The organism is Shewanella inventionis, assembly GCF_014641855.1.
Taxonomy (GTDB): domain Bacteria; phylum Pseudomonadota; class Gammaproteobacteria; order Enterobacterales; family Shewanellaceae; genus Shewanella; species Shewanella inventionis.
This window is the reverse complement of the sequence record NZ_BMII01000005.1, coordinates 133,008-154,549: the sequence shown is the minus strand read 5'-3', so window position 1 is coordinate 154,549 and position 21,542 is coordinate 133,008. Positions and strand designations below refer to the sequence as shown.

General features: G+C 43.3%; 22 protein-coding genes. 16 read left to right on the top strand and 6 right to left on the bottom strand.

The features are described 5' to 3' along the window. Positions 1–3 precede the first annotated feature (3 nt). The 4 genes from IEW93_RS04470 to IEW93_RS04455 all read left to right on the top strand — a co-directional run bounded on the left by IEW93_RS04470 (position 4) and on the right by IEW93_RS04455 (position 3,701). On the top strand, positions 4–624 hold the full coding sequence (locus IEW93_RS04470; RefSeq protein ID WP_188737320.1) for a tetratricopeptide repeat protein: 621 nt from the start codon (positions 4–6) through the stop codon (positions 622–624). Positions 625–635: 11 nt separating this feature from the next. Next, positions 636–1,868: an outer membrane protein assembly factor BamB gene (bamB, locus tag IEW93_RS04465; protein WP_188737318.1), complete on the top strand. Its 1,233-nt coding sequence runs from the start codon at positions 636–638 to the stop codon at positions 1,866–1,868. Positions 1,869–1,971: 103 nt separating this feature from the next. Then, the gene (gene der / locus IEW93_RS04460; protein WP_188737316.1) at positions 1,972–3,438 is read left to right on the top strand and encodes a ribosome biogenesis GTPase Der; all 1,467 of its coding nucleotides are present in this window, start codon (positions 1,972–1,974) and stop codon (positions 3,436–3,438) included. A 56-nt stretch (positions 3,439–3,494) separates the two neighbouring features. After that, positions 3,495–3,701, top strand: a complete 207-nt coding sequence (locus tag IEW93_RS04455; protein WP_188737314.1) for a DUF3565 domain-containing protein — start codon at positions 3,495–3,497, stop codon at positions 3,699–3,701. Here IEW93_RS04455 and IEW93_RS04450 read toward each other — a convergent pair. After that, positions 3,694–4,098 carry a hypothetical protein gene (locus IEW93_RS04450; RefSeq protein WP_188737311.1) on the bottom strand — a complete coding sequence of 135 codons (405 nt, stop codon included), beginning with the start codon at positions 4,096–4,098 and terminating at the stop codon, positions 3,694–3,696. The two genes, IEW93_RS04455 and IEW93_RS04450, sit on opposite strands and share 8 nt — an antisense overlap. Before the next feature lie 137 nt (positions 4,099–4,235). Between IEW93_RS04450 and IEW93_RS04445 the strand changes: the two genes are divergently transcribed. The 7 genes from IEW93_RS04445 (at position 4,236) to IEW93_RS04415 (ending at position 10,040) form a co-directional block, all read left to right on the top strand. Then, entirely contained in the window at positions 4,236–4,802 is a 567-nt protein-coding gene (locus tag IEW93_RS04445) for a cytochrome b/b6 domain-containing protein (RefSeq protein ID WP_188737309.1), read from the top strand. Between the two features lie 162 nt (positions 4,803–4,964). Continuing rightward, on the top strand, positions 4,965–5,402 hold the full coding sequence (locus IEW93_RS04440) for a TlpA family protein disulfide reductase (RefSeq protein WP_373284874.1): 438 nt from the start codon (positions 4,965–4,967) through the stop codon (positions 5,400–5,402). Positions 5,403–5,406: 4 nt separating this feature from the next. After that, positions 5,407–5,646 (top strand): DUF4266 domain-containing protein, encoded by a 240-nt coding sequence (locus IEW93_RS04435; RefSeq protein ID WP_188737307.1) that lies wholly within the window; start codon positions 5,407–5,409, stop codon positions 5,644–5,646. Then, the gene (locus IEW93_RS04430; protein ID WP_188737305.1) at positions 5,637–6,935 is read left to right on the top strand and encodes a DUF3570 domain-containing protein; all 1,299 of its coding nucleotides are present in this window, start codon (positions 5,637–5,639) and stop codon (positions 6,933–6,935) included. The genes IEW93_RS04435 and IEW93_RS04430 overlap by 10 nt, the downstream gene beginning before the upstream one ends. 75 nt (positions 6,936–7,010) lie before the next feature. Beyond that, positions 7,011–7,886 carry an FAD:protein FMN transferase gene (locus IEW93_RS04425; RefSeq protein ID WP_223420034.1) on the top strand — a complete coding sequence of 292 codons (876 nt, stop codon included), beginning with the start codon at positions 7,011–7,013 and terminating at the stop codon, positions 7,884–7,886. A 6-nt stretch (positions 7,887–7,892) separates the two neighbouring features. Continuing rightward, entirely contained in the window at positions 7,893–8,552 is a 660-nt protein-coding gene (locus tag IEW93_RS04420; protein ID WP_188737303.1) for a response regulator, read from the top strand. Positions 8,553–8,651: 99 nt separating this feature from the next. Beyond that, the gene (locus IEW93_RS04415) at positions 8,652–10,040 is read left to right on the top strand and encodes an ATP-binding protein (protein ID WP_188737300.1); all 1,389 of its coding nucleotides are present in this window, start codon (positions 8,652–8,654) and stop codon (positions 10,038–10,040) included. An 81-nt stretch (positions 10,041–10,121) separates the two neighbouring features. Here the strand turns inward: IEW93_RS04415 and IEW93_RS04410 are convergent, their stop codons facing one another. The 4 genes from IEW93_RS04410 to IEW93_RS04395 all read right to left on the bottom strand — a co-directional run bounded on the left by IEW93_RS04410 (position 10,122) and on the right by IEW93_RS04395 (position 14,119). After that, positions 10,122–11,618, bottom strand: coding sequence for a DUF3300 domain-containing protein (locus IEW93_RS04410; protein WP_188737298.1), 1,497 nt, complete (start codon positions 11,616–11,618; stop codon positions 10,122–10,124). 151 nt (positions 11,619–11,769) lie between these two features. Continuing rightward, positions 11,770–13,098, bottom strand: a complete 1,329-nt coding sequence (locus IEW93_RS04405; protein ID WP_188737296.1) for an ATP-binding protein — start codon at positions 13,096–13,098, stop codon at positions 11,770–11,772. Further along, the gene (locus IEW93_RS04400; RefSeq protein ID WP_188737294.1) at positions 13,091–13,774 is read right to left on the bottom strand and encodes a response regulator transcription factor; all 684 of its coding nucleotides are present in this window, start codon (positions 13,772–13,774) and stop codon (positions 13,091–13,093) included. Before IEW93_RS04400 ends, IEW93_RS04405 begins: the two co-directional genes overlap by 8 nt. 3 nt (positions 13,775–13,777) lie before the next feature. After that, the gene (locus IEW93_RS04395) at positions 13,778–14,119 is read right to left on the bottom strand and encodes a PepSY domain-containing protein (RefSeq protein ID WP_188737292.1); all 342 of its coding nucleotides are present in this window, start codon (positions 14,117–14,119) and stop codon (positions 13,778–13,780) included. Positions 14,120–14,378: 259 nt separating this feature from the next. Between IEW93_RS04395 and IEW93_RS04390 the strand changes: the two genes are divergently transcribed. Continuing rightward, the gene (locus IEW93_RS04390) at positions 14,379–15,254 is read left to right on the top strand and encodes a choice-of-anchor H family protein (protein ID WP_188737289.1); all 876 of its coding nucleotides are present in this window, start codon (positions 14,379–14,381) and stop codon (positions 15,252–15,254) included. A gap of 86 nt (positions 15,255–15,340) precedes the next feature. Next, positions 15,341–16,018 carry a YiaD family glycine zipper/OmpA-like lipoprotein gene (locus tag IEW93_RS04385; RefSeq protein ID WP_188737287.1) on the top strand — a complete coding sequence of 226 codons (678 nt, stop codon included), beginning with the start codon at positions 15,341–15,343 and terminating at the stop codon, positions 16,016–16,018. A 99-nt stretch (positions 16,019–16,117) separates the two neighbouring features. On the opposite strand, the gene xseA is transcribed toward IEW93_RS04385, so the two are convergent. Then, positions 16,118–17,464 (bottom strand): exodeoxyribonuclease VII large subunit, encoded by a 1,347-nt coding sequence (xseA, locus tag IEW93_RS04380; protein ID WP_188737285.1) that lies wholly within the window; start codon positions 17,462–17,464, stop codon positions 16,118–16,120. A 118-nt stretch (positions 17,465–17,582) separates the two neighbouring features. Here xseA and guaB point away from each other — a divergent pair, with 118 nt between their 5' ends. From guaB to tadA, 3 genes are all read left to right on the top strand, one after another. Further along, positions 17,583–19,049: an IMP dehydrogenase gene (gene guaB / locus IEW93_RS04375; RefSeq protein WP_188737283.1), complete on the top strand. Its 1,467-nt coding sequence runs from the start codon at positions 17,583–17,585 to the stop codon at positions 19,047–19,049. 92 nt (positions 19,050–19,141) lie between these two features. Then, positions 19,142–20,719: a glutamine-hydrolyzing GMP synthase gene (gene guaA / locus IEW93_RS04370; protein WP_188737281.1), complete on the top strand. Its 1,578-nt coding sequence runs from the start codon at positions 19,142–19,144 to the stop codon at positions 20,717–20,719. A 98-nt stretch (positions 20,720–20,817) separates the two neighbouring features. Next, entirely contained in the window at positions 20,818–21,390 is a 573-nt protein-coding gene (gene tadA / locus IEW93_RS04365; protein WP_188737279.1) for a tRNA adenosine(34) deaminase TadA, read from the top strand. Positions 21,391–21,542: the final 152 nt, after the last annotated feature.

Sequence of the window (21,542 nt, the reverse complement as noted above, 5' to 3'; positions counted from 1 at the left end):
CAAGTGGAAATTTATAGCACAGAAGAACAACAAGTAGATGCTATCAAGCAGTTCGGAAAAGATTATGGTGTTTCTATTATCGTAGGTGCAGTGGTTGGCCTAGGTGGTTTATATGGTTGGAATGAATATTCAGCCATGAAAGTGGAGTCAGCTGAACAAGCTTCTCAGACTTTTCAATCAATTGCAGAGCAATCGAGCAACCCAGCGGCGTTTTTAACGCAAGCAGAAACCTTTACCTCTGAGCACGACCAAGCTGGATATCAAGCTTTGCTTGAGTTATTGGTGGCTAAAGCTGCGGTTGATGCCGGTGATCTAACCAAAGCCGAAACTGCGTTAACCAAAGTGATTGCAGCTAAGCCTGGTTCAGGTATAGAGACGATTGCAACCATTCGTTTAGCACGCATCCAAGCTGAGCAAAACAATCTAGGTGTAGCACTTGCAACACTTGAGCAGGTGACAGACACAGCGTTTGCTTCGCAACGTGAAGAATTAAAAGGCGACTTATTAGTGCGTCAAGGTGATTTGGATAAAGCCAAGTTAGCTTATCAAGCAGCAGTAGATAATGGCGGTGCGTTAACCAGTCCTGCGCTAACAATGAAACTAGACAACCTAAACAAGGCATAAGGAATTAGCCAATGAAGTCGTGGTGTAAAAATCTGCTTGCCGTTGGGCTGAGTGTTGCTTTTTTATCTGCTTGCTCTTCAAGTGATGTTGAAGAAGAGCCTGTGAGTGAATTAGTTGAAATTAAAGCAACCGTGTTTCCAGAGATCAGCTGGGACACTAATGTAGGCGAAGGCGTAGGTGATTATTACTCGCAACTTCGTCCAACCGTGCGTTATGGCAAGTTATTTGTTGCAGATCGCAGTGGTGTGGTTGTTGCGTTTGATGAAGCAACAGGTGAAGAGTTATGGTCGCAAAACTTTAACGATGTATTTGAGCAAAAGCTTAAAACAAAAACCAAAGGCATGCGTTTAGCTGCTGGAGTGACTGCCGCTCGTAACAAAGTTTTTGTAGGTGGCGAAACTGGATTATTGGTTGCTTTAGATGAAGCAACGGGTGAAGTACTGTGGTCATCTCAAGCCAATGGTGAATTACTGTCTACTCCTACTGTTGCCGAAGATGTTGTTGCTGTGAATACCGCTAAAGGTGCTTTTGAAGGCTTTAATATTGATAGCGGTGAAAAGCTATGGACATATGAAAGCCAACTGCCTAACTTAACATTGCGCGGAACCTCGTCAGCCGCTTATGAAGCGGGTGGTTTTTTTGTGGGTACCGCTGACGGTAAAGTTGCTGTTGTGGTTAAAAACAATGGCCAAGCTGCGTGGGAACAACCTGTTTTCACTCCAAGTGGCGGTAATGAGTTTACCCGTATGGCCGACGTTGACATGACGCCATTAATTTTGGGTGACAATCTCTATGTGGCAAGTTACAACGGTAATCTAGTGTCGATGGAGCTTCGTAGTGGTCGGATAATTTGGTCGCGTAAATACTCAAGTTTTAACGATCTTGCCGAAGCGGGTTTAAGCTTATACCTAGTGGATGACCGTAGTCGCATCTATTCTGTAGACCGTCGTAATGGTTTAGAACTATGGAGTAACTCAACCCTTAAAAATCGTCAATTGACAGCGGCAGCAGTGATTGACAATTATTTAGTGGTTGGTGACTTAGAAGGCTATTTACATTTTATTGACCGTAATAACGGTGATGTAGTTGGCCGAATTCAAGTCGACAGTGACGGCTTATTTGCTCAGCCATTAGTGGTTGATGATAAAATCTATGTTCAGGGTCGAAGCGGTAAACTGGCTTCAGTCACCTTAAGCAGTGAGCAAGCGAATGTTGAGGAAGATACTGACGCCAGTGCGGAATAAGTCTTAGGATCATTTCTGCATTAATTAAGGTATAATATCTTCACTAGAGCCCCTGGAAGCGTTCCGGGGGCTTTTTATTGAAAAGTTTTTTAGAGGCAAAATCATGATCCCTGTAGTGGCCCTTGTGGGGCGACCAAACGTCGGTAAATCGACATTATTCAATCGTCTTACACGTACTCGTGATGCGTTAGTCGCTGACTTTCCTGGCTTAACACGTGACCGTAAATACGGCCGTGCCTTTTTGGCGGGTTACGAGTTTATCGTTGTTGATACCGGCGGTATTGATGGCACCGAAGAAGGGATCGAAACTAAAATGGCTGAACAGTCATTAGCCGCGATCGAAGAAGCGGATGTCGTGTTATTTATGACCGATGCTCGCGCGGGCTTAACTGCCGCAGATTTAGCTATCGCGCAACACTTACGCAGCCGTGACAAAGTGACTTTTGTGGTGGCTAACAAAGTAGATGGTATCGACGCAGACTCAGCCTGTGGTGAGTTTTGGTCTCTAGGCCTAGGTGAAGTTTACCAAATGGCTGCGGCTCAAGGCCGTGGTGTGACCAACATGATTGATTATGCACTCACACCTTATGCAGAAGCCATGGGCATTGAGCGTGAGCTTGACGAAGAAGGTGAGCAAGTAGAGCGCGAATATACCGAAGAAGAAGCAGAAGCTGAACAAACACGTTTGCAAAATTTACCCATTAAGCTGGCCATTATTGGTAAGCCTAACGTGGGTAAGTCGACACTGATTAATCGTATTTTAGGTGAAGAGCGTGTTGTGGTTTATGACGAGCCTGGCACTACTCGCGACAGTATTTATATTCCTATGTCTCGTGAAGGCCGTGAGTATGTCTTAATTGACACAGCCGGTGTACGTCGTCGCAGTAAAGTGCATGAGGTTATCGAAAAGTTCTCGGTAATTAAAACCTTAAAAGCAGTTGAAGATGCAAACGTTGTATTATTAGTGATTGATGCTCGAGAAGGTATTGCAGAACAAGATTTAGGCCTACTTGGCTTTGCCTTAAACGCTGGCCGGGCATTGGTGATAGCTGTTAATAAGTGGGACGGTATTGATCAAGCTGTAAAAGATCGCGTAAAAAGTGAGTTAGATCGCCGTCTAGGTTTTATCGACTTTGCGCGTATTCACTTTATTTCTGCACTGCATGGCACTGGCGTAGGCCATTTATATGAGTCAATTGAAGAAGCGTACGACAGTGCTACACGCCGTGTTAGTACGTCAATGCTGACCCGTATTATGCAGATGTCACAAGACGATCATCAGCCGCCTTTAGTTAATGGTCGCCGCGTGAAACTCAAATATGCTCATGCTGGTGGTTACAACCCACCGATCGTTGTTGTGCATGGTAATCAGGTGAGTAAGCTACCAGATTCTTATAAGCGCTATATGATGAATTATTTCCGTCGTTCGTTAAAAGTGGTTGGTACGCCAATTCAATTACGATTCCATGAAGGCGCTAACCCGTTTGAAGGTAAAACAGAAAAGTTAACCTTAGGGCAAGAGCGCCGTCGTAAGCGTGCAATGACCCATATTCGTGACCGTAAAAAATAGCGATAATTAATAAAAAAGCCTGACTCGTTCAGGCTTTTTTATACACAGAGAAATGCATGCATCAGCCAATAGTTGGTTACCACCTAGATGAAGAACAGCTTTGGGTTGCCGAGCTTGTATGTGGGCATTTTCAACATGTACGTCATGATCCACCCTGGACTGTCCGTGAATGGATCACAACAGAGCGGGGTCGTGAGCAACATTTAGGCATGCAACTTAACTGCAAAAAATGTGATCGTAAAGAACCTGTAGATACTATATGAGCGTATTCGTTTTCGCCTGCCTAAAGCTTAATAGATAAGCCGCAATATACAGACAAATAACACTGTCCATTGCCATGGATAACCAAAAGCCATTAGTAAAAGGTTGGCTTGAATAACCAATAACTAAACTGACAAAAAATAATTTTTCAATTAATGCCACCCAAAACACTGGGATAATCCAGTCATTACGAAATATCGCAATAAAAAAGCTGCATCCCATCATCAACACCAAGAAGCCCCAATGCTGGATAAATATCGTGTCGCTAGCAATATAGGGTAATTGGTTTAACTGCGCCAAAGCCCATTGAGGCGCAACAGTGTAAAGTCCACCTAGCGATGTACCAAAGCCAGCAGTAAATAATGCAAGCCTTTGAGTTCGTTTGAAAAACTCTGTCATGATAACGTCCTATTCATACATCCCTTTTAAGTTCATCTTGTCGCTCAGCCATATTGAGCATAAAACCATAAACCGTAAGTGATTGTTAAGGTTACGGGGCAATAATGCTGTGGTTATCTTAATCTATCGAGGTTTATATGCGTACTCAAGTTCATTTTCCGTTACTCCATCGTCTGCTGCATTGGGGATTAGCCCTAACCATGATGGTGATGTTACTCACAGTGCTGTTACGCCTCGGGTGGATGGAAAAAAATCATATGGCAGCCGTGATCACTCAAGGCTTAGCCAATATGGATATCATGATCACCGATAAACAAGCTGTAAGTATTGCAAAAGGGATCCGTGGGGTAATGTTTAATTGGCATATTTATTTTGGCTATGCAGTAAGCGTTTTAGTTGTTGCTCGTTTTGCGTACATGAGTAAATTTGGCCTGCATTACCAGTCTGCGTTTTCAGCTCAGGCGACAATTAAACAAAAATTTCAAGCCTGGGTGTATTGGCTATTTTATGCCGGTGTTGCCTTATCGGTGATTACTGGGTTGGCAGTTAAATTTGGGCCTGAGGCCATAGAACATCAAGCAGAAACAATTCATAAGCTGGCATTGTGGTACTTCATTCCATTTATTAGTTTGCATTTGGCGGGCATTTTACTGGCCGAGAACGGCCAAAATAAAGGCCTAGTGTCGAAAATGATTGGTGGCTAATGCTTGGTTATTTTGAGCAATTGCTTTTGTTGCTTAAGTAAACCTTAAGATTGGTGGCCTAGTGTGTCTCACATCTAGTCATTGGGTGTAAATATGATGTCAAAGCAATTTTTTTCAAACGTAGTTAACCTAAAAAATGCCTTTGTTACTTTAACGATAGCAATGAGTTCTGCGGTTTATAGCGCACCTTCGTTGGACCACGTTGTGTTAGATGGTAAAGGGCAATCGGTCAGCTTACAGCAATTTGCTGGCAAGGTTGTGTATGTTGACTTTTGGGCCTCATGGTGTGGCCCATGTCGTAAATCATTTCCTTGGATGAATGCCATGCAAGCCAAATATCAACAACAAGGCTTAGAAGTGGTAGCCATCAATCTTGATGTTGATACTGCGCTTGCTCGTGAGTTTCTTAGTAAGTTACCAGCACAATTTAATTTACGGTTTAACCCAGAGGGCGATGTAGCGAAAGCCTATGATTTACAAGGAATGCCAAGCAGTTTTTTGTTTAATCGCCAAGGTGAATTAGTGCAAACCCATGTCGGATTTTTTGAAGAAAACATTCCAGCCTACGAGCAAGAAATTCAAGTGTTGTTACAGGAGTAAACATATGACAACTGTGTGTTATCGTCCGTTAGTTAAGATCGCAGTGACATTTGCGATCGCAAGTGGTTTGCTAGGCTGTTCAAGCCTTGGTGTTCAACCATGGGAGAAAGATCAATTTGCCCGAGCAGACATGGCCTTAAACAGTGAGAAACTCGATTTAGCTTTAGATGATCATATTTACTTTAGCAAAGAGGGTACCAGTGGTGGACGTTCGCTAGCGGGTGGAGGTTGTGGATGCAACTAACATCAAAACAACATATCGCCAGTGCGTTAGCCATTGCGAGTTGCAGTTTGATTGGTCAGCAGGCGTATGCCGCTGATCCTCAATTAACCCAAGATGATTGGAAGGTGGATGCCGCGATAATGTATTACGGTGAGCAAGACCGTGTACAAGCCGCAGAAGCTATTGGCAATGTGCAAAAAGCATTTGGCGATACATCGTTGCTCGACATGAAAATTGTTGTCGACAGCTTAACCGGAGCGTCTGCATCTGGTGCTGTGGCGCAAGCAGAAAGTCAAACGTTCACTCGCCCATCAGGCAAAGGTGAGTACACCATTAATGCAGGTGATACACCGTTAGATGATACTTTCCATGACACACGGGTTCAGTTAAGTGCTAATTGGCAAGAAGTGCTAAATCAAGATTGGACTACCAATGTTGGCGTTTATGCTTCGAAAGAGTTTGATTACCTGTCAATGGGTGTTAACGCGGGTCTTGAACGTAGTTTGAATAAAAATAATACCACTTTGTCATTATCGGCTGCGTTTACCAACGATATCGTTGATCCAGTTGGTGGCCGCCCTATGGCAATGTCGCAAATGGTATTTAGAGACAATTATGAAAGTGATGCAGACTATCAGGCGGCATTTGATCAAACCCGTTTAAGCGGTGATGATACAAAGCAAACAAGCGATATTATGTTTGGGGTCACTCAAATTTTGAATCGCAATTGGTTAATGCAAGCCAATTATGGTTTATCAAGCGTGTCTGGTTACATGACAGACCCGTATAAAATACTCAGTGAAGTCGATCTCAACGGTCAAACTCAGGCATATCGATATGAAAATCGCCCAGACTCTAGGTTGAAACACAGTGTATTTGTGATGACTAAAGGGGCTCTTGATTCAGGTGTGGTTGATTTTTCATATCGATACAGTACTGACGACTGGGATATTCAGTCACATACTCTAGAAACACATTATCGCTATAATCTAAGTCCGACCATGTATGCACAATTGCATTTACGGTATTACCAACAACAAGCGGCTGAGTTCTATCAACCTTTCTTGCTCAGTGGTGAAGATTTACCTGAATATGCCAGTGCCGATTATCGTATTGGTGACATGACCGCATACACTGTAGGGGTTAAATTTGGTCAACGATTATCTAACGGCCATGAGATGAGTTATCGTTTAGAGTATTACCAGCAAAATCCTGACAATAATGGCACGGTATTGCCTGGGCAGTTACAACAATATGATTTGTTTCCTTCTGTAAAGGCAATTGTGGCTCAAGTGAGTTATTCGTTCTAAGATGAATGACTTAGCAAATACGAGTAAGTTAATTTGACTAAACCGATAAGTCGCAAATTAACAGCCCCAACAGCGATGAGTTTACAGCCTCGTCCTTGGGGCTTTTTGGGCTCATTTACTGCCATGGCCAGCCCCTGTGAAATATTAATGCAGGTCAGTGATGAGTATGTAGCAAAGCAAATGTTAACCCTGGCTTATGATGAAGCCAGGCGGATAGAGCAAAAATTCAGTCGATTTATTCAAGGCAATGCTGTTTGGCATTTAAACCATGCACAAGGAGAAAGCCGATTAATTGACCTTGAAACCCTGCATTTACTTCAATTTGCCGAAAAGTGTTATGTGTTAAGTGATACGGCATTTGATATCAGTGCCTGTCCATTAATGGCTTTATGGCGCTTTGAAGGGCAGCATCGAATTCCCGAACAGGCTGAAATAGATGATGCCTTAAGCCATGTCGGTTTCAACCGCATCACATTCACCAATAATACTTTAACCATGCCAGCAGGCATGAGTGTCGACTTTGGTGGTATCGCGAAAGAATATGCTGTTGATCGCACTGCACAGTTATTGGCTCAGCGCTGGCCTCATGCGGTTTTGGTTAACTTTGGCGGTGACATAGCATGCCCTGTTATAAACAAAGATGGTTGGCAAGTGGGTATTGAAAACCCTCATAAACTTGATAACGCCGCTGCGCTTTTGACTATTAGACAAGGTGCTTTAGCGACCAGTGGCAACACTCGTCGCTATATTGAAGTGGCAGGTAAACGTTATGGACACATTATTAATCCTAAAAATGGTTACCCAGTAGAGCAGGCGCCATTATCGGTGACAGTGCTGGCGCCCAATTGCGTTATGGCGGGGATGTTAGCGACTATGTCGATGCTCAAAGGCGCGCAAGCTGAAGATTTTTTACAGCAGCAAGGTGTCGATTTTAAGGTGTTTCGAGGGTAACAACATATGCGTGTATTGCTGGTTGAAGATAATAAATTATTAGCTCAAGGTGTGGTAATGAGTTTGGCAAAAGAGGGGATTCAGGTCGATCATTTACCTTCTTATAAACAAGCTCAGGCTGCGCTCAGTAACGAAGACTTTAGCGCTATTATTCTTGATTTGGGTTTGCCCGATGGTAATGGTGCAGATTTGTTAAAACAATGGCGTCGCAGCGGCGTATCGTTACCTATTATTGTGTTAACTGCCAATACTGATTTTGATACCAAGCTTGCCTGTTTAGATATAGGCGCTGACGATTATCTGAGCAAACCTTTTGATGTAAGGGAATTAGTTGCCAGGCTTAGGGCGATCATTAGGCGTCAACATGGTTTAGACAATAATCAATTTCGTTATGGCGCTTTAGAGATAGATTTTACTCGCTGTGAAGTGCATTTTCGTGGCGAGTTAGTGACATTGTCACGACGTGAATATCAATTGCTTTTAGAGTTTGCTCAATCTGCAGGGCGTGTGTTGACTCGTAATCAGCTTGAACAGTTAACTTATGGTTGGGATGAGGTTGGCAGTAACTCAATTGAGGTACATATTCATCATTTGCGTAAAAAAATGGCCACAGAATTAATTAAAACGGTAAGGGGAATTGGCTATATTTTAACGGAGACTATCTAATTCTTTATTAGAATGATGGTATTTAACGATATGACCGCCACGCTACTATTTTTAACCGGGCTTGGTAGTAGGCATTAATTGTCAGTTTAACAGGAAAATATGTTCTCTCTTCGTTTGTTGTTTAGTTTGCTAATGTTGTTGGGTATTGTGCTCACTGTGACTTTTTCGAGCATATTAAGCTCTCGAGATGCAATGCACGAAGTCGAAGAACTGTTTGATGCGCAAATGGTTCAAACGGCAAAAGTGCTTGAGCAGTTTTATGTTAATCAGTTAACCGAAGAGGAACTTGAACAGTTAGTTAAACGACCTATTTTGTTTCATGTTGCTGATTCCAATATTGAAACATTTGCTGAACAAGCCAACCCGATAACCCTATCTTATGAGCATAAGCTCTCTTTCCAGCTGTTATCGACTACAGGGCAAATACTTGCTTATTCAGACAGCTCAGGCGAGCAAACATTAACCCACTTTACTCAAGGTTATGATACGCGATACATAGGTAGTGATTTGTGGCATGTTTACAGCTTTTTTTCACAACCACATCAAGTTTGGATTGTGACCGCTCAACGCGATGATGTAAGGCAGGAACTGGTCTCTCTTATTGTTCGTAACACATGGCATTCTCCATTAATTATTACGCCAATCATGATGTTTGTTATGTTGCTGCTAACCTATTTTTTATTCAAACCACTCAAATTACTCGAGCGTCATTTAGATAAGCGACCCGCTCAAGATCTTACTCCAATAAACTTTAAATTGCCCAGTGAGTTAGCCGCAGTGCAAAAAGCGCTCAACAGCTATTTATTACGGATCGCAGACACCATGATGCGCGAGCGTCGATTTAGTGCAGATGCGGCTCACGAGCTTAAAACGCCATTAGCCATTATTAAATTACACAGTGATGGTTTAGTTGATGTGTTATCGGCACAAAACAAGGATGTACAACAAATCTCTTTGCCATATATTGATGCCATCGGTGAGGGGGTAAACAGAATAAATCACACCGTAGAGCAGCTACTTTTATTGTCGCGTGTTGATGCATTAGAGGTGTTAAATCGTTCAGACTGTAAGCTGCAAAGTTTGGTCGACAATGTCATTAATCAGTTATTACATATTATTGCTGATTATGAATGGAGCATTGATATTCCTGCTGACATGACCATCAATGCTGATCCGTTTTATCTTGAGTTAGTGTTAAAAAACATTATCGAAAATGCTTGTAAATACAGCCCTGTAGAGTCGTTAATTACCATTAACGCTTTTAACAATGGATCGCACTCTTATATAGAAGTGATTGATCAAGGTTGTGGTATGACGACAGAAGAAATCGCATTAGCCAAAAATCGTTTTTATCGTGCCGATGAAACCACAGCTCAAGGTGCGGGGCTTGGTTTGTCTATTTGTCAGCATATTATGAGTTTACATCAAGGTGAGTTGTGTTTTGAGCGCGTTGATCCCCATGGGCTTAAGGTTACTTTACAGTTGTAGCCATGGCGTTATATTTGGGTATAAAAATGAGCAACAAAAGTTGCTCATTCTTGGTTGGGTTTATCGTTATTGCCTTTCTAGTTATTGCCTTTCTCGTGATGGCTTGATTTCGCGAGAATGGTTGTTTTGGCGGGCAGAATTATCCCGTTGTTGACTCATAGAGCGTGACGCCTGTTGCGGCTCGTTTCTGCGCTGTTGTTTAACGTCCTGTTGTATACGTACTGGCTTAGCTTGTGACTCACGCATCTTTTCAACTTGTGTACTGCGCTGTACTTGTTGAATTTCTTGATTGCGTGGCTTGTTTACCGCTTGGCTTGCCGGTTTGTGTTCGTACTTTGCTGTTGTCTTATTAACCTCTTGCTGGCGACTCACCGGCTCATTGTTACGGCTATAAGTAGATCTTGTTGGCTCACTTTTGCGTTCAAACGACTTTGCTTGCGATACCGGTTGACGCTGTTGGCTCAACTCACGTTTTAGCTGGGCGCTTTTGTGCTCAACGGGTTCGTTACGACTCACATTTTTAACAACGACTCGTTCGTTGCGATTGTCTTGTTTGGTGCTGTGGGTAATGTGCTTACGTGGCTCATTATTGTTAATTACAGCATGTTTAGAAGACACATGGCGTGGCTCATGATTTTGTTGACGTTTAGGCTCATGTGAATAGCTCACAGGCTTATTGCGTTTTTCATAATGGCCATTGTAACGTTTACTGATCACCTGGCTGCGATAAGCCACACCTTTACGGTGTTTAGGTTTGTGCTGCCAGTGCTGTGCACCATGGCTGTAACTGATTCTACGTGGTGTGTAGTAACGGTAGTTTTTGTGCACCGGTACTGCAATTACCCTGCGGTCATGCCAATGAAACCCGCTAAAGAAGAAGTTAAAACTAATGCGTACACCGCTATCCCAAATTATTGCACTGTGATTTGGGCGGTAATGAACATAGTTTGGCGCATGCCAATAAACCGGTGGGTAACGGTTCCAGCGCCAGTGACCATACACTATGCGGCTGTCATAGTAAGGCACGTACACAATCTCAGGTCTTACAGACTCAATAATAATGCGTCGCTCAACCCGTGAAACTTTTACCTGTTCAAGATCGGCTAGGTTATTGGCTTCATCTGCTTGTTGTCTTAATGCTTGAATTGTATCAAGCATGCGCCCTTCGTCTTGTAAAAACGCATCACCTAGGTTTTGGGTCCAGACTAAATCGGTGTTTAAACGCTCCAGCACATTAGGAAAAGCCACCAATGCTTTTACGCTTGGATCCCAGTCTTGTGATTCAACTTCAGCCATAATTTGCTTGGTATCGCGATTGCCTTGATTAACTAACCAACGCTGAGCTTGTACGATTTCAAGCGGGTATGTTGACGCAATCAGGATGTGGGTTAGCAAACTGTCTGGATAGAGCGCAATGGGGGCCAGCATTTGTGCCAACTCAGCATCACTTACCGCATCATCGGCTACGCTGTAGGTATTCGATTCAGTTGTTTGTGCGGCTTGTACACTTGCAAATGGCATACAAACCAAGGCTAAAGCGAATAGTGCTTTAACGGGTGTTTGAATGGCTTTTTTCATGTTAACTCCAGTGTCATTGATGACTGTTAAGCTCATCATAGCGAGCTGAAGATGAACATAAGCTGAAAGCGATATTAATGAGTGAATGTTTTTAGCGATTATTTTAGTGGGTTATAAAATAGGTGAATCGACAATAAGTTCAGAATTGAGGTTAATGAGTAAACTCAAACTCAAATTTGGCACCGCCTAAAGTGTCAGAGCTCTGCACCGTTAAGGTGCCATGGTAGCTGTCGACTAAATCTCGCACAATGGCTAATCCTATACCGTGGCCCTGCTCGTAAGTATCGGCCCGCATACCGCGTTCAAAAATCTGTTGCTGTTTGTCTTTTGGTACTCCTTTACCGTCGTCTTCAACACTTATTTGTAAGCTGCTTGGTAATTGCTTAACCCGAATGAGGATGTGATTGTTTGCTGCTTTACATGCGTTGTCTAAAACGTTACCGAGCATTTCGGTTAAATCTGATTCATCGCCTTTAAAGCGGGCATTAACATCACCTTGATAGTCAATATTAAGATGTTGTTGTTGGTATATTTTGCCTAAGGTTCTCACTAAGCGCGAAGCGATGTCATCGACACTGACCCCTAAATGCCAACCAGTGCCTGCAGCACTTTGAGCACGCTTTAATTGATAAGCCACAATGTGGTTAATGCGATTAATTTGTTCTATTGACGTGTCATTTAAATTTGCCTGGGTTTGCATCACCGCCAAAGGTGTTTTGAGGCTGTGGGCTAAATCGGCGAGGGCATTGCGGTAGCGTTTGCGCTGGTTTTGTTCAGTTTGCAGTAGCGTGTTGAGCTGTTTGGCCACGTTTTGTAACTCAATGGGGTAGTCGGTACTGAGTTGCATTGACTTACCTTGCTCTACGGCGCTGAGTTCTTGACTGAATTTACCTAAAGGTTTTAGCGTCCATAATAACCAACTTAACTGTACGCTTAATAACAGTGCCATTAAGATGAGTAACCAGGTCCATAATGTATTGGAAAATTGTGTGATTTGTTGTTGGTATTCATGCTGATTTTTAATGATGTGCAGTGTCATGGTAAACGGGCGTTCGCTGGTGGCAAAACTAACACTGTAGCTATAAATTAATTGTGGATTGTCATTAATTAAAATGTTGCCGTAGCTGTTGCGTCCAGTGGCCGGTTTGGGCAAATCCATTGGCATATTTAAGCCCAAAAAGGAGTTGGAGGTCCAAAGTAGCTGATTATCTTTGGTGGTGATTAACGCATAAAGCCCAGATCCAATGACATTAAATTGATTTTCGAGCAGGTGTTCTGGCATTTGCAGTTCACCCTCTTCAACTTCAGCCATGGCTAAAACAGAATACACATAGGCTTTTAGTTGATTTTTGGCCGCGACATTAATTTGGGTTTCAAAAGCGTTGTTAACTGTGATGCCAATGATAGGTAACAACACTAAAATAAGCAGTAATGCACTAACGACGATGCGTACCTTGAGAGAACCAAGTAACTTATTCATTTTGTCCTAACTGGCGTAAACGATAACCTTGGCCACGTAAGGTTTCTATCAGTTGATATTGATTGTCTGGGTCGAGCTTTTTACGTAAGCGGCGAATAAACACTTCAATCACGTTTGAATCTAGGTCAAAGTCTTGATCGTATATATGTTCAATAAGGCTGCTCTTAGAATGCACAGACCCTGGGTGGAGCATAAGGTATTCAAAGAGTTTGTATTCCGAACCGCTTAAATTAATGACTTGCTGATGTATTTTAATTTCGAGGCTGCGGGTATTAATGCTAAAAGGACCATTTTGAATCACAGGGCTTGCTTTACCTGCTGAGCGGCGGATAAGTGCATTAATGCGCGCAACTAATTCTTCTAACTGAAACGGTTTACTTAGGTAATCATCTGCACCGGCATCAAGGCCAATGACTTTATCTTGCCAGCTGTCTCGAGCGGTTAAAATGATAATGGGGTAGCTAATATCTTGTTCGCGCAGTTGGCTAATTAGCGACAAGCCATCCAACTTTGGCAAGCCTACGTCAATGATGGCCACATCGTATTGATACTCTTGGGCTTGAAACAATCCCTCTTCGCCATTAGACGCGACATCGACCGTGTATTGCGCATTAATAAGATGCTGTTTAACGTTTTCTTGCAGGGCTAAGTCATCTTCAACCAGTAATAATCTCATGTGCTAGTTCCTTGATACAGAGCCGTTAGTTGCGTCAACAGAAACATAAAAAATGACGCCATCATTGGTGAGTAATTTAACTCGATATCCCGGATTGCCATTGACGCTACTCGACTGGACTTTTAATACCTTGCCCGAATAACTGCGTTTGGCAATTTGTATAGCTTGCTGGGCGCTGGAAACCACTAAATTTTTACTTTGGCGATTGTCTTTTGGGCCAGGAACAAGCTGAAAAGGTGCCACTATACTTGAGGTTGCCACAAGCGAAGTGCCAGCAACACTGTGTGATGAAATCACTAACATTAAGCCTAAAAGAATGGCGTTGAGCTTGAGCATACGCTGCATAGTGTTAATCCTATTTACCTCATTGCGACCAGTGTAAAAGATCCTTTTATATATAGAAACATCTACTTAATAAATTGCGCTGCGAGTGGGTGCAAATTTACCTAGTTCAGTATACCCAGACACAGATGAACATTAACTGAATGACAATAAGGGGATGTCGATAAGATAGCGCGAGATATTAACTGTTTGTTCATGTTCAGCTTGTGTTCATTTTGAGTGGGTTTTAATGATTGCAACATTTAGGTTGTAAGGAATCACCATGAATCAATATTCAAATAACACCAGCGATATTAAACCCTCATTTAATCCCGTTAAACTAGGGTTAAGAGTATGTGTTACCTGTGCTTTGGGATTGAGCTCAATGAGTGTAAGTAGTGCCGAAGTGTCTGCAAGTCAGGTTGGAGGAGCGATTAGTCAGTCAAGGCTGTTAACGCAGCCTGTCAGTAGTGACAATGACGTGCAAACCCGAGTTGTTGAGTTACATCAGCAAGCTCAGTTACTTACGGGCCAGGCAGATAGCAGCACCAAGGTGACCCGTGAGCAACGCATGGCATTACATCAAAAAGCGGCTGCGACACAAGCCAGTAAGCAACAACGCGCTTTAGCACAACAAAACCAAGTGATTTATTATGACTTTTCATTTTATGACGCTCAAACGCGTTTGTTTGAAGATTACGATTACGACGGTTTTTATCAAACCTTTAGCGTGACCTTTGACGCTGACATCAATAGTAGTGGTGGCGATGTTCAAGCGGATGTGTTTGCAGAGTTATATTTAAGCCAAAACGGTGGACCCTGGATCCATTATTACTCGACAGATGTATTTACACTGAATGCCGATTCTAGCTTTGATGATTATGAAGTGCTCACCACATTAGCTACCGGATATCAAACCGACCATTATGATGTGCTTATTGATTTATACGAGTTAGGTTATGCCGACCCAGTTGCGACCATTAGTAGTGATGAGCTAGATAGCTTGTATGCCTTGCCACTTGAAAGTAGCGATCGTGACGCTGTATATGTAGAAGAAGTTTACGTAGAAGAGGCTCACGGTGGTGCATTAGGTTGGTTAAGCTTAAGTTTATTGGGCACTTTTGCCTGGATACGTCGTAGTTTGATGAACAAAAAATAACGAAATGTTTGCCTTTTCATAGGGTAGAATTGCGTTTTTAAGCTTCCTTTGTTTTTTACTTATTAAATAAGTAATTAGGAGAATGTATGTTAGTGAACGTTAATGCATCCTTGTTATGCAGCTCTTTAATCGCCTCGGCACTGTTGTTGTCTGGTTGTCAATTACCTAATCCTTACACAGGCGAGTCTGAAAATGCTAAAGCCACAAACGGCGCCATAATTGGTGCCATTGGTGGTGCAGCAATAGGAGTGGCTTCTTCAAGTAAAAAAGATCGCGGTAAAGGCGCATTAATTGGTGCTGCATCTGGCGCTGCCGTAGGTGGTGGTATTGGTTATTATATGGATGTGCAAGAAGCCAAATTACGCAAGCAGCTACAGTCTACCGGGGTGAGTGTTACGCGAAGTGGTGACAATATTATTCTTAATATGCCAAACGAAGTGACATTTGCAGTTGATCAAACTGTACTAAGCGAGCGCGCTAAATCGGTATTAAACAGTGTAGTTTTGGTTGCTAAAGAATACAGCGATACACGCTTAAACGTGATTGGTTATACCGACAGCTCAGGTTCAGACTCATACAATTTACGTTTATCGCAAGTGCGTGCCAGTGAAGTGGCGCAGTATATCACTAGCCAAAATGTAAATGGTTCTCGCGTGTCGTCAACGGGCATGGGCGAAGCCAATCCGATAGCGAGCAATAATAGTGCTGAGGGCCGAGCTCAAAACCGCCGTGTTGAGATAGTATTAACTCCCTTGGGTAAGTAACCCAGTGACAATCGTTTCAGCCTCGATAATGATAATCGTGTATTGATTCGATTAGAGATTGATTAAACAAAAAGCCATCGCAAGATGGCTTTTTGGCTTTTAGGTATTCGGGCCTGATATTTTCGTCACGGTCGAGGTGATTTCACCGTGTTTTAAGCGAGTATAGATCACATCACCTTTATTTAGTTGTTCTGCTTTATCGATAACCTGATTATTGAAACTTGTAATGGAATAGCCGCGGCTTAATGTGGCAAGTGGGCTGACGGTATCAAGCATATGAGCGGCTTGAGTTACCCGTAATGCTGCTTGCTTAAAGTAGTCGCTGCTAGCGTCGTTAAATCGTTCAGTTAAGTACTGCAAGCGCTGTTTTTCCAGATTTAATGTGCTGGCCGGAGAGCGTTGTTGCAGACGGTTATGCAGTTGCTGGTGGCGCATAGTTAAGCGACTGAGCTTATGCTGTAAGGCATGTTCTAAACGCATTTGCATTTCATCAAAACGTTGTTCAAATTGTTGCAGTTTACGTTGAGGCTCATGGCGTTGCAGCTGATGGACTAATTGATTTAAACGCCCACTTTGTTGTAACTGATAATGCTTCATGCTTTGTTGTAAGCGGGCTCGCAATAATATGAGCTTTTCGGCTTTGTTGCCTTTGTCTTTAGACAAGAGTTCTGCACCAGCGGAAGGAGTCGGGGCGCGCACGTCTGCAACATAGTCGCTGATGGTAGTGTCTATTTCATGGCCAACCGCGCTCACCACCGGCAAGGCACTATTGTAAATGGCATGGGCTAAATGCTCATTATTAAAACACCATAAGTCTTCTAATGAACCGCCACCACGAGTGAGCAGTAGTACATCCACTTCAAGCCGCTGATTTGCGGTGGCGATAGCCTGACAAATTAACTGGCTCGCCGCTGCGCCCTGTACTTGGGTTGGATAAACAATGACTTCAATTGATGGGTCGCGTCTTGCTAATACGTGCAAAATGTCTCGAAGCGCTGCACCAGTGGCTGAGGTTATCACTCCAATACGTTGAATATTATTTGGCAGTGCGCGCTTTGTTTCTGTGGCAAATAGACCCTCTGCGGCCAATTTTAACTTTAATGCTTCAAATTCTTGCGCTAATAGTCCGTCACCAGCAGGCAACATAGACTCTAATAGCAGCTGATAGTCGCCGCGAGGCTCGTAAACACTGATGGCACCTTTAACTAACACTTGCTGGCCATTAACGGGTTTAAAGCGTACAGATTGATTACGGCCTTTAAACATGGCGCAACGAATTTGCGAGTGACTGTCTTTTAAGGTGAGGTACCAATGGCCTGAGCTGGGCGAAGAAAAGTTTGATATTTCACCATTTAACCAAATTTTACCTATTTGACCTTCAAGAATATGCCTGACTTCGCCGTTTAATTGCGAAACAGTGTAAACATTGTTTTTTGTGGCACTCATGAATGTTCTCATTCTAAAGGTAATAAAAATCTATTTTCCATTTACCAACCGTAATATGCAAGGTATAATCTCGCCGCAATATTTCACCTCAAATCCTACTTACTAGGGAGATGTTGCCATGCTACGTTTACTGAAAGATGCACTAACCTTTGATGATGTGTTGTTGGTTCCTGCCCACTCGACCGTACTCCCTAATACCGCTGTTCTCAAAACACGTTTAACCACCAAGATTGAATTGAATATTCCGCTGGTATCTGCCGCGATGGATACCGTCACCGAGTCACGTCTTGCTATTGCAATGGCGCAAGAAGGTGGTTTAGGTTTTATTCATAAAAACATGAGTATTGAGCAACAAGCCGAAGAAGTTCGCAAAGTTAAAAGCTATGAAGCGGGGATAGTACAAGACCCTGTTACAGTCACTCCTGCAACAAGTTTAACCGACCTGCGTTTACTCACTGAGCGAAATGGCTTTGCTGGTTACCCTGTGGTGAATGATGCACACGAACTTGTGGGTATTATTACCGGCCGTGACGTACGCTTTGTAACAGACTGGAGCAAAACCGTTGCCGACATGATGACCCCAAAAGATCGTCTCGTGACAGTAACTGAAGGCACCAAGTTAGATGAAGTGCAAAAGTTAATGCATTCTCATCGCATTGAAAAAGTCTTAGTGGTTGACAATAACTTTAAACTTAAAGGCCTTGTCACTGTAAAAGATTTCGAAAAAGCTGAGCGTAAACCTAATGCCTGTAAAGACGAGTTAGGTCGTTTACGTGTTGGTGCAGCAGTTGGTGCCGGTCCTGGTAACGAAGAGCGTGTTGATGCCCTTGTTAAAGCCGGTGTAGACGTATTATTAATTGACTCATCACATGGTCATTCTGAAGGCGTGTTACAACGCATTCGTGATACTCGTGCTAAATACCCTGACTTACAAATTGTGGGTGGTAACGTTGCTACCGCTTCTGGTGCACTTGCGTTAGTCGAAGCGGGTGTTAACGCGGTTAAAGTGGGTATTGGCCCTGGTTCAATTTGTACCACTCGTATTGTAACTGGTGTTGGTGTGCCGCAAATTACTGCGGTGTCAGATGCAGCAGAAGCCGTGCTTGCGTTAGGTATCCCTGTCATTGCCGATGGTGGTATTCGTTTTTCTGGTGACTTAGCTAAAGCATTAGCTGCAGGTGCATCATGTATTATGGCGGGCTCTATGTTTGCCGGTACTGAAGAAGCCCCAGGCGAGACAGAACTTTACCAAGGCCGTGCGTATAAATCATACCGTGGTATGGGGTCTCTTGGCGCAATGGGCCAGGCTCAAGGTTCATCAGACCGTTACTTCCAAAGTGATAACGCCGCTGACAAGTTAGTGCCTGAAGGTGTTGAAGGTCGCGTACCTTACAAAGGTAAGTTAAAAGAAATCATTCATCAGCACATGGGCGGTTTACGTTCATGTATGGGATTAACAGGTTGTGCCACCATTAAAGATTTAAATGAAAAAGCACAGTTTGTTAGAGTGACTTCAGCTGGCATGGGCGAGTCACACGTTCATGACGTGACCATTACCAAAGAAGCACCTAACTATCGTTCATAATTACCTCAAGGGCGACGTTTGTCGCCCTTTTGTTACACGCATGATGGCCAATGTATTGGCCATGGCATTTAATCAATTTGTAAAGGTTACCCATGATTAATATTCATGATCATAAGATTTTGATCCTCGATTTTGGTTCTCAGTACACTCAACTTATTGCCCGTCGTATTCGCGAGATTGGCGTGTATTGTGAGTTATGGGCCTGGGATGTGAGCGAAGCTCAAATTCGTGAATTTGCTCCTAATGGCATCATTTTAGCCGGTGGCCCTGAAAGCGTAACCGCTGATAACTCACCTCGTGCACCAGAATACGTGTTTACTGCAGGCGTGCCTGTTTTAGGCATTTGTTATGGTATGCAAACCATGTCAGAACAGCTTGGCGGAAAAGTGATTCAAGGCGTGGGCGAGGGCGAATTTGGCTATGCTCAAATTGAACTGCAAACCACTTCTGCACTATTCAAAAGCATAGAAGATGCCGTAAGCGCAGAAGGCAAGCCATTACTTGATGTATGGATGAGCCATGGCGATAAAGTATCGGTGATCCCAGAAGGCTTTGTGGCTGTTGCTAAAACGGCAACCTGTCCTTTTGCTGCAATGGCGAATGAAGAAAAACGTTTTTACGGCGTACAATTTCACCCAGAAGTGACCCACACTCGTCAAGGTCAACGCATGCTTGAGCATTTTGCGCTAGACATTTGTGGCTGTGAAGCTAACTGGAAACCTTCATCTATTATTGAAGATGCCATTGAACGTTTAAAGCAACAAATTGGCGACGATGAAGTGATCCTTGGTCTTTCTGGTGGTGTTGATTCATCGGTTGTGGCTATGCTTTTACACCGTGCCATTGGCGACAAGTTAACCTGCGTGTTTGTTGACAACGGTTTATTGCGTTTAAACGAAGCCGAGCAAGTATTAGAAATGTTTGGTAATCATTTTGGACTAAACATAGTTCATGTTGATGCTGAAAACCGTTTCCTCGATGCAATGGCTGGCGTTGCCGATCCAGAAGCCAAACGTAAAATTATTGGCCGCGTGTTTGTTGAGATTTTCGACGAAGAATCAAAAAAATGCGTTAATGCAAAATGGTTAGCTCAAGGTACCATTTACCCTGATGTGATTGAATCGGCAGGCAGTGCTACCGGTAAAGCGCATGTGATTAAATCGCACCATAACGTAGGTGGTTTACCTGACGATATGGCGCTTGGTTTAGTTGAGCCGCTACGCGAGTTATTTAAAGATGAAGTGCGTAAGATTGGTTTAGAGCTAGGCCTACCTTACAACATGCTTTATCGCCACCCGTTCCCAGGGCCTGGTCTTGGTGTGCGTGTGCTTGGTGAAGTGAAAAAAGAATACTGTGATTTATTACGCCGCGCTGATGCTATCTTCATTGAAGAATTGCACAAAGCTGACTTATATAACAAAGTCAGCCAGGCATTTACCGTGTTTTTACCGGTTCGCTCTGTGGGCGTAATGGGTGATGGCCGTAAATATGATTGGGTTGTGTCGCTACGTGCGGTAGAAACTATCGACTTTATGACCGCGCATTGGGCTCATTTACCCTACGACTTTTTGGGGCGTGTATCGAATCGCATCATTAATGAAGTCGATGGTATTTCTCGTGTGGTGTACGATATTTCGGGTAAGCCACCGGCGACGATCGAGTGGGAATAATCCAAGCGGATTAATCTTCTGGTTCTATAAAAAAGACGCCTCGTCGTCTTTTTTATTTGTTAGAATAGCCGCGTAGACTGGTTATTTAGGCTAATTGCATGACTGATATTCCAAAGGCTGATTGTTTAACTGAATTAGCACCTAATACTTCCTCTGATGTTGTCGACAGTGCTCAACTCGCCATTGATCAACAATGGATGCGCCTAGCAATGCAATTGGCACAACAAGCTGAGTTAAAAGGTGAGGTGCCCGTTGGCGCGGTATTAGTTAAAGATGAGGTGATGATTGCCAGTGGCTTTAATTTAAGTATCTTAAACCACGACCCAACCGCCCACGCTGAAATGGAGTGTATCCGCCAGGCGGGTAAGGTACTCGAAAACTATCGCATGTTAGGGACAACCTTGTATGTCACTCTTGAGCCTTGCGCAATGTGTGCCGGTGCTATGGTGCATAGCCGAATTGAGCGAGTGGTTTATGGTGCCGATGATTTAAAAACTGGTGCTGCAGGTAGCGTGATTAATTTATTACAACACCCTGTATTTAACCATCAGCTTAGCGTTACTTCAGGAGTGTTAGCTGACGAGTGTGCAGGGCAGCTCAGTGCGTTTTTTAAGCGCAGACGAGCCGAAAAAAAAGCCCTTAAACAGTTAGCTAAACAGCAAACTGATTAAAGGCTTTTTAGGATTAGCCGTTAGCGTGAACCCAAAGTGAGTAAACTTAAATTAGCTCTCAGTTTGAACCAATAAAAAATGGGCACGTTGACGATTTAAAATGCGGCTTTTTTGTACTTTTAGCATGACGCGACGACGTGACATAGTGTTGC

Bases quoted from the DNA above. Each gene is read 5' to 3' on its own strand.
- IEW93_RS04435 (WP_188737307.1), top strand. From the start codon at position 5,407: ATGACAACTGTGTGTTATCGTCCGTTAGTTAAGATCGCAGTGACATTT.
- IEW93_RS04455 (WP_188737314.1), top strand. From the start codon at position 3,495: ATGCATCAGCCAATAGTTGGTTACCACCTAGATGAAGAACAGCTTTGG.
- IEW93_RS04395 (WP_188737292.1), bottom strand. From the start codon at position 14,119: ATGCAGCGTATGCTCAAGCTCAACGCCATTCTTTTAGGCTTAATGTTA.
- IEW93_RS04440 (WP_373284874.1), top strand. From the start codon at position 4,965: ATGAGTTCTGCGGTTTATAGCGCACCTTCGTTGGACCACGTTGTGTTA.
- IEW93_RS04430 (WP_188737305.1), top strand. From the start codon at position 5,637: ATGCAACTAACATCAAAACAACATATCGCCAGTGCGTTAGCCATTGCG.
- IEW93_RS04390 (WP_188737289.1), top strand. From the start codon at position 14,379: ATGAATCAATATTCAAATAACACCAGCGATATTAAACCCTCATTTAAT.
- guaA (WP_188737281.1), top strand. From the start codon at position 19,142: ATGATTAATATTCATGATCATAAGATTTTGATCCTCGATTTTGGTTCT.
- xseA (WP_188737285.1), bottom strand. From the start codon at position 17,464: ATGAGTGCCACAAAAAACAATGTTTACACTGTTTCGCAATTAAACGGC.
- IEW93_RS04405 (WP_188737296.1), bottom strand. From the start codon at position 13,098: ATGAATAAGTTACTTGGTTCTCTCAAGGTACGCATCGTCGTTAGTGCA.
- IEW93_RS04425 (WP_223420034.1), top strand. From the start codon at position 7,011: ATGAGTTTACAGCCTCGTCCTTGGGGCTTTTTGGGCTCATTTACTGCC.
- IEW93_RS04445 (WP_188737309.1), top strand. From the start codon at position 4,236: ATGCGTACTCAAGTTCATTTTCCGTTACTCCATCGTCTGCTGCATTGG.
- IEW93_RS04420 (WP_188737303.1), top strand. From the start codon at position 7,893: ATGCGTGTATTGCTGGTTGAAGATAATAAATTATTAGCTCAAGGTGTG.
- IEW93_RS04410 (WP_188737298.1), bottom strand. From the start codon at position 11,618: ATGAAAAAAGCCATTCAAACACCCGTTAAAGCACTATTCGCTTTAGCC.
- bamB (WP_188737318.1), top strand. From the start codon at position 636: ATGAAGTCGTGGTGTAAAAATCTGCTTGCCGTTGGGCTGAGTGTTGCT.
- tadA (WP_188737279.1), top strand. From the start codon at position 20,818: ATGACTGATATTCCAAAGGCTGATTGTTTAACTGAATTAGCACCTAAT.
- IEW93_RS04450 (WP_188737311.1), bottom strand. From the start codon at position 4,098: ATGACAGAGTTTTTCAAACGAACTCAAAGGCTTGCATTATTTACTGCT.
- der (WP_188737316.1), top strand. From the start codon at position 1,972: ATGATCCCTGTAGTGGCCCTTGTGGGGCGACCAAACGTCGGTAAATCG.
- IEW93_RS04400 (WP_188737294.1), bottom strand. From the start codon at position 13,774: ATGAGATTATTACTGGTTGAAGATGACTTAGCCCTGCAAGAAAACGTT.
- IEW93_RS04415 (WP_188737300.1), top strand. From the start codon at position 8,652: ATGTTCTCTCTTCGTTTGTTGTTTAGTTTGCTAATGTTGTTGGGTATT.
- guaB (WP_188737283.1), top strand. From the start codon at position 17,583: ATGCTACGTTTACTGAAAGATGCACTAACCTTTGATGATGTGTTGTTG.
- IEW93_RS04385 (WP_188737287.1), top strand. From the start codon at position 15,341: ATGTTAGTGAACGTTAATGCATCCTTGTTATGCAGCTCTTTAATCGCC.